Source organism: Alicyclobacillus vulcanalis, from assembly GCF_900156755.1.
Classification (GTDB): domain Bacteria; phylum Bacillota; class Bacilli; order Alicyclobacillales; family Alicyclobacillaceae; genus Alicyclobacillus; species Alicyclobacillus vulcanalis.
The window spans coordinates 67,306-79,770 of sequence record NZ_FTOO01000012.1; the positions used below are offsets into that span (position 1 = coordinate 67,306).

Consider the following 12,465-nt stretch of genomic DNA (forward strand, 5'->3'; position numbering starts at 1 on the left):
GCCCTTAGTGGATATCGTTTGCCAACGCCTGTGCCAAAATGTCAGCCTGCACGCGATTGTGCACGTCCGGCGAACCTTCCGCCACAAAGGCCTGCTCCGGTCGGCCGATATAACGCAGTTTCACCGAGCCCGGAAGAAGTTCCTGCAACCTCGGCCGCATGAAGTTCCACGGCCCCTGATTCTCCGGCTCTTCCTGCAGCCAGACGACTTCGCGCAGGTTCGGATACGACGCGATCACGCCTTTGACGAGATCGCCCGGGAACGGATACAGCTCTTCAATCCGCGCGGCGGCGACGTGCGCACACGCCTCCTCGCCCCGCTTCGCCATCTCGGCGGCGAGATCCACCCCGACCTTTCCGCTCGAGAGAATCAGGCGGACGACGGAGGATGCGCTCTCGCCGGTCTTGGCAAAGTGGAGAACCGGCTGGAACCGCCCGTTCGTGAAGTCTTCTGGCTTCGAGGCGGCGAGCGGGTTTCTCAGCAGGCTCTTCGGCGTCATGATGACGAGCGGGCGCGGATTGTGGAGGCGCGCCGCCTGCCGGCGCAGCAAGTGGAAGTACTGCGCCGAGGTCGTGACGTTCGCCACCACGATGTTGTTTCGCGCGGCGAGCTGCAGGAACCGCTCGACGCGACCGCTTGAATGCTCGTGCGCCTGGCCCTCGAATCCGTGCGGCAAAAGCAGGACCAGGCCGGACGTCTCGCCCCACTTCGACCGAGCCGCCGCGATGAAGTTGTCGAACATGGGCTGACCGACGTTCGCAAAGTCGCCGTACTGGGCCTCCCACAGGACGAGCGCGTCTTTCGCCTCGACGGAGTAGCCGTATTCGAACCCGATCACGCCGGTCTCGGAGAGCGGGCTGTTGTACACGACAAAGCTCGCTTTGGCGCCCGGCAGATGCTGAAGCGGCGCGTAGCGGGCGTTGGTGTTGGCGTCGTGCAACACGAGGTGACGCTGTCCGAACGTGCCGCGCTCCGAATCCTGGCCAGAGAGGCGAATGGGCGTGCCGGATCGCAAAATGGTGCCAAACGCCAGCGCCTCCGCATGCGCCCAATCGATGTCCCCGCCGTCGAGCGCGTCGCGGCGCCGCTCGAGAATGCGCTTCAGCTTCGGATACACGGTGAAATCGGGCGGGGTCTCGAGGAGCGCCCGATTGATCTCCTTCAGCTCCTCCAGGGCGACAGGCTCGGCGTCTTCCGTCGGCGCCGAGAAATCCGTGACGACCGCCGGAGTGTGAATTTCTGGGTATTTCTTGTACGCCTGCAGCAGTTCCTCGTCGATGGCCTGGTCGATCTTCTGAAGGTCGGCCGCCGTGAATGCGCCCCGCGCGACGAGATCCTTCGCGTAGATCTCCATGACGGTGGGATGGCTCGCGATCTTCGCGTACATCACGGGCTGCGTCATGGCCGGATCGTCCGACTCGTTGTGGCCCCAGCGGCGATACCCGATGAGATCAATGACGATGTCCTTTTGGAACGCCTCGCGGTACATGAAGGCGAGGCGAACGGCGCGCAGGCAGGCCTCGGGATTGTCGGCGGACACGTGCACGACGGGGAGGTCATACCCCTTGGCGATATCGCTCGCGTACCGCGTCGAGCGCCCTTGTTCTGGGTCGGCCGTGAAGCCGAGGTGGTTGTTGGCGATGATGTGGACCGTGCCGCCCGTGTAGTAACCGGGGATCTTCGAGAAATTGAGCGTCTCGGTCACCACGCCCTCGCCGGTGAACGCGGCGTCGCCGTGGACCAAAATGGGGAACGCCTTGTGAATGTCCTGAATGGGCTGCCCCGGCCGCGTGCGGTCATCCTGAGCGGCCCGCGTCATGCCCTCCACGACCGGATCCACCACTTCGAGGTGGCTGGGGTTGTTGGACAGGACGTAGCGAGCCTTGCGGCCGCCTTCGGTTTCCAGGGTGCGCGTCCAGCCCATGTGATACTTCACGTCGCCGCCCCAACCGAGCATGTACTCGGCGAGTTCCTCGTCTGAGGCCATGCCGTTGCCCGCGTGGAACTCGGAGAAGATGCGCTCGTACGGCTTCTTGAGCACGTGGGCGAGGACATTCAGGCGGCCGCGGTGCGCCATGCCGATGAACACGTGCTCGAATCCCGTGTCCACAGCCATCTTGGCAAGCGCATCCACCATGGGGACAAGCGCATCGACGCCCTCGACGGAGAACCGCTTTTGGCCGACAAACCGCTTGTGCATGAACCGTTCAAACAGCTGGGCGCGAGCCAGAAGCTCGTAAAGCGCCTTCGCTTCGTCCAGCGAGAGCGGCTGATGGAACCTTCGATTTTCGATCTGGTCCTCAAACCAAGCGCGCTCTTCGCGGCTCGACAGGTGGGAAAATTCGTAGCCGAGATCGCCGCAGTACGCCTTGCGGAGCGCTTCAATGGCGGCGAGGGCGCTCGGGGCAGTCTGCGCAACCGGTCCGCCGACGACCGAAGCGGGCAGCGAGGCGAGGTCGGCCTCCACGAGCCCATAGGTCGAGGCCTCGAGTTCTGGAGAACCTTCGGGAGCAAAGAGCGGGTCCGTATCCGCTGCGAGATGGCCATAGGCGCGAATCGCCTGGGCCAGCTGGTGGGCTTTGGCTGCTGTCTCCAACGCGCGCGGCGATAGCGCGGAGACCTGAGGTGCGAACACCGCCTGTGTCTCTATGGGTGAAGCAGACACCGCCTGTGCCGGATCGCCGTACTGCGCAAATAAGCGGCGCACGTCCTCCGGCACGGCATTGGGATCCGCGAGGTACTGCTCATACTGCTCGAGCAGGTAGGCCAAGTTTGGCCCTGAGAATTGGTGCCAGAACGTCTGCACGAATTCAGGTTGTTCGTTCGCCATTGTGAACCCCTCTTCCACGCGCACTGGGCATGACGGACCACCCGCTTGGGGCCTTGGAGACCGGGGATCCCAAGCAGGAATTCCGGCCTGGTGTCAGAGAATGAGTAGACGGGTAGGACAAACCCAATCGTTTTCCGATTTCTATGTATACCACAGTCGGAATTCCCGCGCAAAACGTCGCGCGCTCGACCGACAGACGGGAGCGAAGTTTCATTGAACGTTCAAGAGCCCCTCTCTCGCGCACGCGTCCTCCGGCACGTCCTCACGGCGTGGGCTGCACACTGGGTCGTCGTGATGGCCGGCGTCCTCGGCCCGATTGGCGACGCACCGACGCGGCTGTCATTAACAGGAACTTGGCTCGATCATTTCTTGCAGTGGGACAGCCAATGGTTTGTCGACATCGCGCGCTACGGGTACGTGTTCCCGCCGCACGTGCAGAAGACGTTCATCCCAACCGGAAACGCGGTGCCGTTTGTGCCCTACGACAAGGCGACGGCCTTCCTGCCCGGGCTGCCCATTCTTCTGCACGCGCTCGGCGTCCCGGCCGTGTTCGCGCTCACCAACCTGCTTGTCGGCCTGGACCTCGTCCTCGCCTACGCTGTGGCGGAATTCGAATGGCCGGGTGCCGGTTTGCCCGCCGCCCTGTTGCTGGCGGTCAACCCTTGCGCCATCATCTTCAGCTCCGTCTACAGCGAGACCTACACCCTTACGGCGTTCCTCCTCATCCTGTGGGGCCTTCAGCGGCCGACGGACAGGCGCCGTATGGCGGCAGCCTACCTCGGCGCATTTCTCGCCCCGAGCTTTCACGATCTCGGCGCGCTGGCCCTCCTGTTTGGTCTCAGGCTTTTGCGGCTTCGGCGCTACCGGCAGGCGCTCACCTTTGCCGCGTGCTTTTGCGTCACGCCCGCGGCGTACGCCCTGTACATGTGGCACCGCTTCGGCACACCCTTCGCCATCTTGGCCGCCGAGTCCAGCTGGCATCGCCGTTGGACGTGGCCCTTCGTCAACGTCGGCGACGCCATCCGCGACGGGGCATTCACGTCGGTCGGCTTGCTCACCGTGTTTGTCGTCGGCCTCCTGTGCGTGCAAGGCGGCCTCGCCATCTGGCGAGATCGCTTTCTTTTGGCGCCGCAAGATGGCAAAATCGTAGATAGCCTGGAAAGCGGGCTGTGGATGTGGTCCATTGCGGCCATCGACCTATGTGCCAACATGCCGCACAATCCGCTCGAGAGCACGCTTCGCTTTGCATCGGTGGTGTATCCCGCCACCGCCGGCATCGCGCGAAGCTTTGTCACGCGCCCCTCGTCCGCGCTGTTCTGGGGGACGCTCGTCGCCTTCGCATCGGTCGGCGTCCTTGGAGCGGGTTTGTTCAGTCACGGATGGTTTTTCCAATAGATAAAGGGCCGGTCCCATGGTGCAGGGTGAAACATCTTGCGCAGGGTTCCATCGCTGCCCTGAGATGACGCGTGCAGCACACACGCAAGAGGGGAAGAAATGCCATGCCCGAGACTTTGACAGCCGATTTGGCCGCTCAGGCCAAGGGGCAGATCGACGCCGTGGTGCGCGACGTATGTCAACATGTGGTAGGACAGGATCAAGCCGTGAATCTGCTCGTCGCGGCACTGCTGGCGGGCGGCCACGTGCTCCTCGAGGACGTGCCAGGCACCGGCAAGACGAGGCTTGCCTCGTCGCTCGCCTCCGCCCTCGGCCTCTCCTTCGCCCGGGTGCAGGGCACGCCGGATTTGCTGCCGGCGGACGTCCTCGGCACGACCGTGTACCATCCGCGCGAAGAGGTGTTTCGCTTCCACCCAGGCCCCATTTTCACCCAGGTGCTCTTGTTCGACGAGATCAACCGGGCAACCCCGCGGACGCAGTCGGCCCTCTTGCAGGCGATGGCTGAACGCGCCGTGACGGTCGACGGGGAAGTTAAACCTCTTCCCAGGCCGTTTTTGGTCATCGCGACGGCCAATCCCGTCGAGTCCCAGGGCGTATTCCCCTTGCCCGAGGCCGAACTCGACCGCTTTCTCGTGCAGGTCACCCTCGGGTACCTCCAGGAACCCCTCGAAATGGAGATGGTGAAGCGCGTGATCGCAGAATCTGCCGACGCGCCTCCGCCTTCGCCCGTCTTGGACGCGGACCGCCTCATCCAACTGCAGCAGCTGGCCAGGCGCGTCTTCGTGCACGACGACGTCCTTCGCTACGCCGTGTCGCTCGTCAGACGCACGCGCGAGCACGATCAAATCGCGCTCGGCGCAAGCCCGCGCTCGGCCGTCTGGCTGGTCCAGCTCGCCCAGGCGCTGGCTCTCGGGGCAGGGCGGGCGTTTGTGATACCCGACGACGTTCGAACGGCCTTTCTGCCCGTCATGCGCCATCGGCTCGTCTTCGATATCGCATGGGCGGATCGCGCGGAACGAGAGGCGCTCCTTCAGACCCTCGTGGCGGAGGCGCCCGTGCCCCACGAGCGAGAAGTGGACGCTCCATGATCTGGCTGTGGCTTCCGCTCGCTCTGCTCCTGGCGCTGTGGCTGTGGCCTCAGGCGTTCTCCCGCGCGGTCGCGGGGCGAATCGACGGATGCGTGACCGCAAGCCGCAGGGAGATGCATCCGGGGGACGAGGCGAAGTTGCAGGTGACCCTCGTGAATCGCTCCTTCGCCCCGATTCCGCTCGCCGAACTGGAGATTGAGCTGCCACACCAGCTCTCGTTCAGCCGCGACCGTTCGATCCGGCTCGGCCACGTAACCCTTGCCGTCCTGCCGCGGCGCCAGGCCGAGATCGAGCTGAACGTGTATGCCGTGCGGCGGGGTCCCGCCGCGCCTCTAAAGGTGCGCGCCGCGGTCAACGAGGGCCTGGGGCTCGCCGAGACGTACGTCCAACTTGAGGACCGGACGTCCTTCGCCGTGAGGCCGCGCCGCGTGCCTGCCAAGCGCATGCTTCTCGTCACGCCCGCGGGGTTCATGACGCGCGAGTCCCGCCTGTTTCCAGACGAGACCAGCCTGCGCGGCGTCCGGCCGTACACCGCGTTCGATCCCGTCCGCCACATTCACTGGCGAGCCTCGGCCAGGCTTGGGGAACTCGTGGTGAAGGAGTTTTTCGCCACGGAAGCGCCGGACTGGGCGGTCGTCCTGAACGCGCAAGCGACGCGCCCGCATTGGATGGGCGGGCTTCATCCCGACGTGTTTGACGCGCTCTGCGAGCAGTCGTTGGCCATCGCGCAAGCCCTGAGCCAAGCGGGCGGGCGCCTCTTTTTCGCCACGAACGCCGCCTGTCAAAGCCGCCAGCGCGCGACGATGGCCTGGCTCGCGCCGGATGGCGTTGCCTCGTTGCTCGCGCACGCTCAGCCCGTCGCCACATGCGATCTGGAGGCGCTTGTGACGGCCATGGCGAGATCGCCAGCGGCCCCTCGGCGCGCCGTGATCCTGAGTGCCATGGACGAGCACCAAGAAGGCGCCTGGTGGAGGCGACTCGGGATGGACGTCACGTGGATTCGCGTCGGCGCGTCGAGCGAGGGCCTCGCTCAAGAGACTCGTGGGGAGGCGGTCATGCATGCACAAGGGTGAACCGGAAACTGCCCACACGGAACGGCGTTACCTCCGCATCCAGGACGCGCCCCGCATGTTCCGCGCCTTGGCGGGGGTAACCGCGGGGACCATGGCCGCCTGGCTGGTGGCGAGCATCTTTTGGAGCCGATCCGGCGCGTACGAGGATCTCCTGTGGCTGACGTGCGCCAGCTGGATCGCGAGCACGTGTGTCATGGCGCTCGCCCAACTCCCGGTGGCGCGCGCGGTATGCGTCGGGGCCCTCGCCGGATGCGCGGCGAGTGCCGCCGTCTTTCTCCCCCTTCGTCACCCTGGGTGGCTCGCGGCAGGCGTCGCGGCGTCTCTGCTCGCCGCAGCGTTGTCCATCCCGTTTCTCACCTACGGCGATATCTCGCTCGCCAGCCGCAGCCTCCTGCGCGCGGCCACCGCCGTGGTCATCGTGGCGTGGATCGCGTACCTCACATTTGTGCGCCCCCTCTCGACCCCGACGGAGGCGGGGCGCGCTCTGGCCGCCTTGTACCCCTGCGCCGTCCTCGTGGGAGCGGCGGCGACGGCGCGCGCGGCGCATCGGCTGACGTACCGCGCGAGCGCCAAGCGCGTCTGGCTCGCCCCCATCGCGCTCGCCCTGGCGTTTCGCCACGTGCCCGTCCAGCTCGCGAAAGCCCTGTTCCGCCTGGCCACCGGTGTGGCCTTCCTCGTCATCTTCGCGACAGCGCTCCTCGCGGTCTTGCCAAGGCTGCACGAGCCGCTAGCCGAGCGAAACGCTGCCCAAGCGCCACATCGAGCGCCGTTTGATCTCCACGTCCAAGCCCATCCCGCGCACACACCGAGCGGCTTCCCGCTCTGGATTGCCGCAGCGCTGCTCGCTATCCTTTTGCTCCTCCTTCTCGCGAGGATGGCCCAGAAGCTTGCACAGGGAAACACGGCGGCAGAAACCCCGGACACCCTCCAGCCCACCATCTCGCAGAGGCGCCTCGACGACGCCTTTCGGCTTGTGCCCACGTCGCAGCCCGTGCGCCTGCGCATGCAGCGCCGCCTGCGGGGCTGGCACCGCGCCGGGCGAACCATCGCGCTCGGCACAACCGTTCGCTCGTTTGTGCGCGCACTGCCGGACGAACTCCGCGAACCGGGCGATCTCGCCCTCCTACAAGCCTACGAACGGGCCCGTTACGGCCCAGACGATGCGGAAGGTGCGGGCGAATCGTAGAAGGCGCGCACGAGGGTGAGCCCCTCGCTCGACACAAGCGTGTACCGCCTGACATCGGACGGGATGATGAGCGCATCCCCGGCCTTGATCGGCATGCGCACGGTCTTACCATCCACCTCGCAGGCGAGCTCCCCGGCGCCCTCCACGACAATGGCACAATCCGGATTCCCAGGCGCGCCCTGCTCCAATTCCGCCGAACGCGCCTCCAGGCGCACGCGATCCAGGGTGAAGTACGGGCACGAGACAAGCCTCACCCACGCAAAACCCGGCTCCTCCGCCATCGCGACCGGCGTCGGCTCGTCCGGCTGTTTCTCGTAGTCGATCACGTCCGCCGCCTTCTCGATGTGCAACTGGCGCGGCTTCCCATTCGCGTCCACCCGGTCCCAGTCGTACACCCGGTACGTGACGTCCGACGTCTGCTGGACTTCCAGCACCTTCGTGCCGCGCAGCAACGCGTGCAGCGTTCGCGACGGGACAAAGACGAGATCGCCCTTGTGAATCGGCTTGTAGCGCAGGAACTCGCGCACGCGCCCTTCCTTCACGGCGCGAAGGTAGCTTTCGCGGTTCGGAAACGAGTGGCCGAGGATGACCCGCCCGTCGTCCGGCGCGTCGAGCACATACCACGCCTCCGTCTTCCCGAAATCGCCCTCGTGTGTCGCGGCGTAGGCGTCGTCCGGATGGACCTGGACCGAAAGATCATCGTGGGCTTCAATGAACTTGACGAGCAGCGGAAAGCGAGGCTGCGGCGAACGTTCGCCGAGATACGCCTCAGGGTAGCTCTGCACGAGCTCCTCGAGGGTCTTGCCGGCGAGCGGACCGCCGTCCACGACACTCATGCCGTTCGGGTGCGCGGAAATGACCCAGTACTCACCGATGGGGCGATCCGTCCGCACGCCAAACAAGGGCTTCAGCTCATCGCCGCCCCAAATTCGCTCTATGGCTACAGGCCTGAACTTGACCGGCCACACGATCATCCCTCCTCGACAAGGTCTTTCAATTCCGGGACGACGTACGCGTCCTTCGGCCGTCCCTCCAACAGGGCGATGAGATTGTCGATGGCGAGATCGAGCATCGCTGTGCGCGTCGCCTGCGTCGCCGACCCGATGTGCGGCACGCAGACCACATTCGACAGCTCAAGCAGCGGATGATCCGGCGGAATGGGCTCCTGGCGGTAGACGTCAAGCCCTGCGCCTTGGATCCATCCTTCGCGGAGCGCTTGAACCAATGCGGCCTCATCCACCGTCTTTCCGCGTGAAAGGTTGATAAAAATGGAGCTTGTCTTCATCAACCTGAACATATCTTGATTCATGAGGTTCTCCGTCTCGGGCGTGAGCGGCGTGAGCAGCACGACGAAATCCGAGGCCCGGAGCAGATCCGGCAGGTCCGCGTAGCGCGCGCCGAACGCCTGTTCCACGTCGTCATGGCGGGATCGCGCGTGATAGAGGATGTTCATGGAGAACCCGAACTTGGCCCGCTTGGCGAGCGCGCGGCCGATGCGGCCCATGCCGATGATGCCGAGCGTGCGGTGATGAACGTCGACGCCGTAGAGGACTTCTTCATCGCCCTTCCGCCAGCGGCCGCTGCGCACATAGCCGTCGAGCTCGACAATGCGACGGGCCACTGCGAGCATGAGGGCCATGCCGAGATCGGCCACGGTGTCGTCCAGCACGTGGGGCGTGTGCGCGCCGACGACGCGCCGATGGCGCATCGCGGCGAGATCGAAATGATCATAGCCGACCGACGCGGTGGATGCCACCTTGAGGTGCGGCGCCTGCGAAAGGAGCGTCTCGTCGACGCGCGTGCCGAACGTGATGAGGCCTACGGCGTCGCGAAGTGCATGAAACAGGTCTGCCTGGGAAAACCGCTGGCCGTCCGGCGGACAGGCGACGTCGCCGAAACGAGCGAGCTTCTCCCGTTGCGCCTCGCTAAGCGGCTTCGTGGAAACGATCTTTGCCATACGCGTCCTCCCTTTGAATGCCGTTACCAGTTTCACTCTAACCCGAACGGCGAGTTGAGGAAAGGGCTTCTCAAGCTCGTCGGAACGTGGTTTACTGAAGAACGATGGGGTATGGATTCCTTCAAGAGGGTGAGAACCATTTGGACAACCCGTCCATTTGCTCCTATTGCGTGGATTACGCGCTGAACGAAATCCAAGACGAGCTGGTCAAAAAGCGGTTTGAACGCCACCTTGCCACCTGCGACGCCTGTCGCCGCGACGTCGCGGAGTTTCGCGAGCTCATTGCCATGTTTCAGCCGAAGGAAGACGAGGAGGCCCGTTCGGCGCCAAGCCGCGGTGCCCGGCGGACGGCGCAGATCATCGCGTTTCCGGTGCGGACCAAGGCGGAGGTCACGCCCGCCTACGCCAAGCGGTATGTGCGGCGCCGCAGGCTCACCGCCATCAGCCTGAGTTTTGCGCTCCTCCTCATGAGCTTCGTCAGCCTGGCGGGGGATCACGGTCGATACTCGAAGGCGCTCGGCACCGCGGCCTGGCACAAGATCTCGCACGTCTCTCGCGCCATCGTCCATCGCGGGGAAGAGATCACGGACAAGTGGCATTGGAAAAAGGGCCTCCTATGAGGCGCCTCGAGCGCGCGTGACGCGCGCAAAAGCCTGCACAAAAGGCGGTGACACCTCAAAGTGCCACCGCCTTTTTGCACTCAAGCAGATTCCCGCCGCAACAGCCCTGCGCCGCTTTTCTCAGGCCGCCGTCCCGGCTTGCGCGCTGCGCGCACTCGCGCTACGTTCATCCGCGCCATCCGCGGACCGGGAAAGCGCGTAGACCGCCGTCCACACGAGGGCGAACCCGAGCCACTGGGCGGGATGAACCGTCTGATGCAAGAAGATGGCATCGACGGCCAGGCCCGTCGCTGGGAAAGCGAGTTCTGCCAGCGTGGCGTACGACGCCTTCACGCCGCCCAAACCCCGGTAATAAATCAGGAGACTCAAGAGGCTCGGCACCACGGTCTGATACAGCAGATTGCCCAGGACGGCGGCGTGATGAAACCCGTCCGCCACGCGCGACCAGTCGGGGTGGCCGAGAAGCGCGATCACCGTCAACAGCGGGAGCGCCGCGCCGAACCGCAGCGCGGTCATCGTGGGAAACGACACCTTTTGCATCACGCGCTTTCCCATGACGGTCGATCCGCCCCACAAAAACGCGGCCCCGATGGCGCACAACCCTGCCCAGGCGCTCGCATGCGCGGAGAGCGAGGGCCAACTCCACCCAAACGTCAAAAGGTAGGCGCCTGACAGAGCCAGCACGAGCCATGGCCAATATGCGCGCCGCACCCGTTCTCCGAGCACAAGCGCGGCCAGGAGCACGGCGAACACGGGCTGCAGTTTCTGCAGAAGCAACACTTCGTTCACACCATCCGAGCGGATGCCGATGGCCAGCCCGACGTTGAACAAGATGGAGGCGACGGCCGAACCACCCCACGCGACGAAGAGAACGGCTAGCCAATCGGCCGCTCGCAAGCGCGCCCACTCCCGCCGCCGAAGAACAAGCACCGGAATGGCAAACAGGGCGAGAAGCACGTGTTCAAACCAGACAATCTGAATCGACGTGAACCAGCGCTGCAGCGCGAGAATGAAGAGCGCATCCAGTCCCCACAGGGCCGCGCCACAAGCGATCCACCAAAGTGAAGTACGGTTTGTCCCTCGCCGTGAGAGCTTCGCCTTCACAGGGCATCCCTCCGCTTTCTCTCTTGTGACCGGAGAAACCCTGGGAGCGATTGGAGAATACGGTGAGCCAACGCGCGAAGCCCCGAGGAACCGATGTCCCCGGGGCTTCCCTGTCGAGCCAAGACGCAACTCACCCGTTTGTTCGGCGCCACACCCCAAAACAGGCAGCCACAAACAGGCGCAGAAGGCGTCCCTGCGATCACCGCGAACCTTCTCCCATCCGGACTGTCACCGTCGGCTTTGGATTTTCACCAAATCAGTCGCCATTTCCTGGCGAGTCGCGGGCTCTGGCCTAACGCCATCACCGCCGGTCGGGAATTCCACCCTGCCCCGAAGGTTCCTTTTCACTTGTGATTATTTTACTTCACCTTTGTAAGTCTGTGCAACAGGCCTAGTGTAAGTCGGTGCAACAGGCCTGGACGCGTTGTCCGTCGCGCATGACGCCCCGACTTCGACGCTTCGTAAGGATGGAAGGTCGCACGAAACGATGCAAAGTCCCACGAACTCATGACCTCCGCGGGAGCATCTCAGCGACGCGATGCGCGAAAGGCGCGCCAGCGCACTCTGCGAGTGACGTGTTGTACACCGGACCGAGATGAGGTTAGATTACCAATTCAGTTTGATTTGGAGTGGTTGACCGTACTGTTTGACCTCATACCATTGGCCTGGTCGTAAATCATGAACGGAATGGCCCGCTTGATCCCTCACATCGATTCCCATGACGGCGGCCTGAGAGCCATCATCGCCAGGCACCAGCACGAAGTCGCCCCGAACCGTGGATTCCACTCGGAACCAAAGTCCACTGGCCGGACTTCCTAAGGTATAAACGGTGTGATTTCCCCACCAGTACGTGCGTAAGTGTTGGTACACTGTTGGAGTGCTCGCCTGCTGTGTGGGTTCAATTCGCTGGTTCGAGCTTCCAAATCCATTCGAGGCTTGCGATAAGGCGTAGGGACCATGAACCGACAACGCAAATGTAGAATACCGTAAGTTTTTGTAGAGGTTTGCCCCGAGGACGATTCCAACCATGCAAATACACAACAACGCATAGGTTACACGTCTGCGCCGGGCAGCCACCCAGACTTGCTCCACCGGTGTCACCTCCATGAAGCGCCCTTGACCGTATCCTTTCTTCCACAGAGACGCATCAACCTGACAGAATCCACTTGACCATGTTCGGAACCTCGATGTCATTCACGAGACAAACGACCG

9 protein-coding genes and 1 riboswitch are annotated in these 12,465 nt (G+C 64.1%); of the genes, 5 read left to right on the forward strand and 4 right to left on the reverse strand.

Annotation, left to right across the window (positions count from 1 at the left end; all coding sequences use genetic code 11):
• Positions 1-4 precede the first annotated feature (4 nt).
• The gene (locus BW934_RS12730; protein ID WP_076348702.1) at positions 5-2,830 is read right to left on the reverse strand and encodes a 2-oxoglutarate dehydrogenase E1 component; all 2,826 of its coding nucleotides are present in this window, start codon (positions 2,828-2,830) and stop codon (positions 5-7) included.
• Between the two features lie 213 nt (positions 2,831-3,043).
• Between BW934_RS12730 and BW934_RS12735 the strand changes: the two genes are divergently transcribed.
• From BW934_RS12735 to BW934_RS12750, 4 genes are all read left to right on the forward strand, one after another.
• Positions 3,044-4,225, forward strand: coding sequence for a hypothetical protein (locus BW934_RS12735; protein WP_076348704.1), 1,182 nt, complete (start codon positions 3,044-3,046; stop codon positions 4,223-4,225).
• 104 nt (positions 4,226-4,329) lie between these two features.
• Positions 4,330-5,313, forward strand: coding sequence for an AAA family ATPase (locus BW934_RS12740; RefSeq protein ID WP_076348706.1), 984 nt, complete (start codon positions 4,330-4,332; stop codon positions 5,311-5,313).
• A complete protein-coding gene (locus BW934_RS12745) occupies positions 5,310-6,386 on the forward strand; it encodes a DUF58 domain-containing protein (protein ID WP_076348708.1) in 1,077 nt (358 codons plus the stop codon). Before BW934_RS12740 ends, BW934_RS12745 begins: the two co-directional genes overlap by 4 nt.
• Positions 6,373-7,572: a hypothetical protein gene (locus BW934_RS12750; protein WP_076348710.1), complete on the forward strand. Its 1,200-nt coding sequence runs from the start codon at positions 6,373-6,375 to the stop codon at positions 7,570-7,572. Before BW934_RS12745 ends, BW934_RS12750 begins: the two co-directional genes overlap by 14 nt.
• Here the strand turns inward: BW934_RS12750 and BW934_RS12755 are convergent.
• Positions 7,533-8,546, reverse strand: coding sequence for a type I phosphomannose isomerase catalytic subunit (locus BW934_RS12755; RefSeq protein ID WP_234969796.1), 1,014 nt, complete (start codon positions 8,544-8,546; stop codon positions 7,533-7,535). The two genes, BW934_RS12750 and BW934_RS12755, sit on opposite strands and share 40 nt — an antisense overlap.
• Positions 8,543-9,529 (reverse strand): 2-hydroxyacid dehydrogenase, encoded by a 987-nt coding sequence (locus BW934_RS12760; RefSeq protein WP_076348714.1) that lies wholly within the window; start codon positions 9,527-9,529, stop codon positions 8,543-8,545. Before BW934_RS12760 ends, BW934_RS12755 begins: the two co-directional genes overlap by 4 nt.
• 140 nt (positions 9,530-9,669) lie before the next feature.
• Between BW934_RS12760 and BW934_RS12765 the strand changes: the two genes are divergently transcribed.
• Positions 9,670-10,149: an anti-sigma factor family protein gene (locus BW934_RS12765; RefSeq protein ID WP_234969797.1), complete on the forward strand. Its 480-nt coding sequence runs from the start codon at positions 9,670-9,672 to the stop codon at positions 10,147-10,149.
• A 120-nt stretch (positions 10,150-10,269) separates the two neighbouring features.
• Here the strand turns inward: BW934_RS12765 and BW934_RS12770 are convergent, their stop codons facing one another.
• Entirely contained in the window at positions 10,270-11,253 is a 984-nt protein-coding gene (locus BW934_RS12770) for a DMT family transporter (RefSeq protein WP_076348718.1), read from the reverse strand.
• Positions 11,254-11,457: 204 nt separating this feature from the next.
• A riboswitch (FMN riboswitch) is annotated at positions 11,458-11,595 on the reverse strand.
• Between the last annotated feature and the right edge of the window lie 870 nt (positions 11,596-12,465).

Bases quoted from the DNA above. Each gene is read 5' to 3' on its own strand.
- BW934_RS12760 (WP_076348714.1), bottom strand. From the start codon at position 9,529: ATGGCAAAGATCGTTTCCACGAAGCCGCTTAGCGAGGCGCAACGGGAG.
- BW934_RS12740 (WP_076348706.1), top strand. From the start codon at position 4,330: ATGCCCGAGACTTTGACAGCCGATTTGGCCGCTCAGGCCAAGGGGCAG.
- BW934_RS12730 (WP_076348702.1), bottom strand. From the start codon at position 2,830: ATGGCGAACGAACAACCTGAATTCGTGCAGACGTTCTGGCACCAATTC.
- BW934_RS12745 (WP_076348708.1), top strand. From the start codon at position 5,310: ATGATCTGGCTGTGGCTTCCGCTCGCTCTGCTCCTGGCGCTGTGGCTG.
- BW934_RS12755 (WP_234969796.1), bottom strand. From the start codon at position 8,546: ATGATCGTGTGGCCGGTCAAGTTCAGGCCTGTAGCCATAGAGCGAATT.
- BW934_RS12750 (WP_076348710.1), top strand. From the start codon at position 6,373: ATGCACAAGGGTGAACCGGAAACTGCCCACACGGAACGGCGTTACCTC.